The organism is Anoxybacillus sp. LAT27 (assembly GCF_022030075.1).
In the GTDB taxonomy this organism is placed as follows: domain Bacteria; phylum Bacillota; class Bacilli; order Bacillales; family Anoxybacillaceae; genus Anoxybacillus; species Anoxybacillus kestanbolensis.
On the sequence record NZ_JAIWYK010000155.1, the window covers coordinates 1 to 277 of the forward strand.

Consider the following 277-nt stretch of genomic DNA (forward strand, 5'->3'; position numbering starts at 1 on the left):
CACAACTGCCGTTATTGGGCAGAAGGGAATCGCTGCAGCGCTGAAGCCATTTACGTGGTCAGCCATGCAGGAAAAATGGCGTCTGATTCAACGGAAACAGACTGCAAAACGTTTGTTCCGGCCCATAAAGCATGATGCGAGACCAACGAGGCGCTGCCCGGCCGACCGGGCGGCGCTTGCATCGTTCGAGGGGGATGACGATGGACAAACGCGCCAGCCTCATTCAAGCGCTGCAAACGGAAATGAAGCGGGCCGCTTTAGGAACATACCCAGCTTG

Annotated in this window: 1 protein-coding gene; it reads left to right on the plus strand. The window is 56.7% G+C overall.

All coding sequences use genetic code 11. The features are described 5' to 3' along the window. Positions 1 to 135 (plus strand): DUF1540 domain-containing protein (locus tag LD028_RS08925; protein WP_237811605.1); only part of this gene is annotated, 135 nt, incomplete at its 5' end. Between the last annotated feature and the right edge of the window lie 142 nt (positions 136 to 277).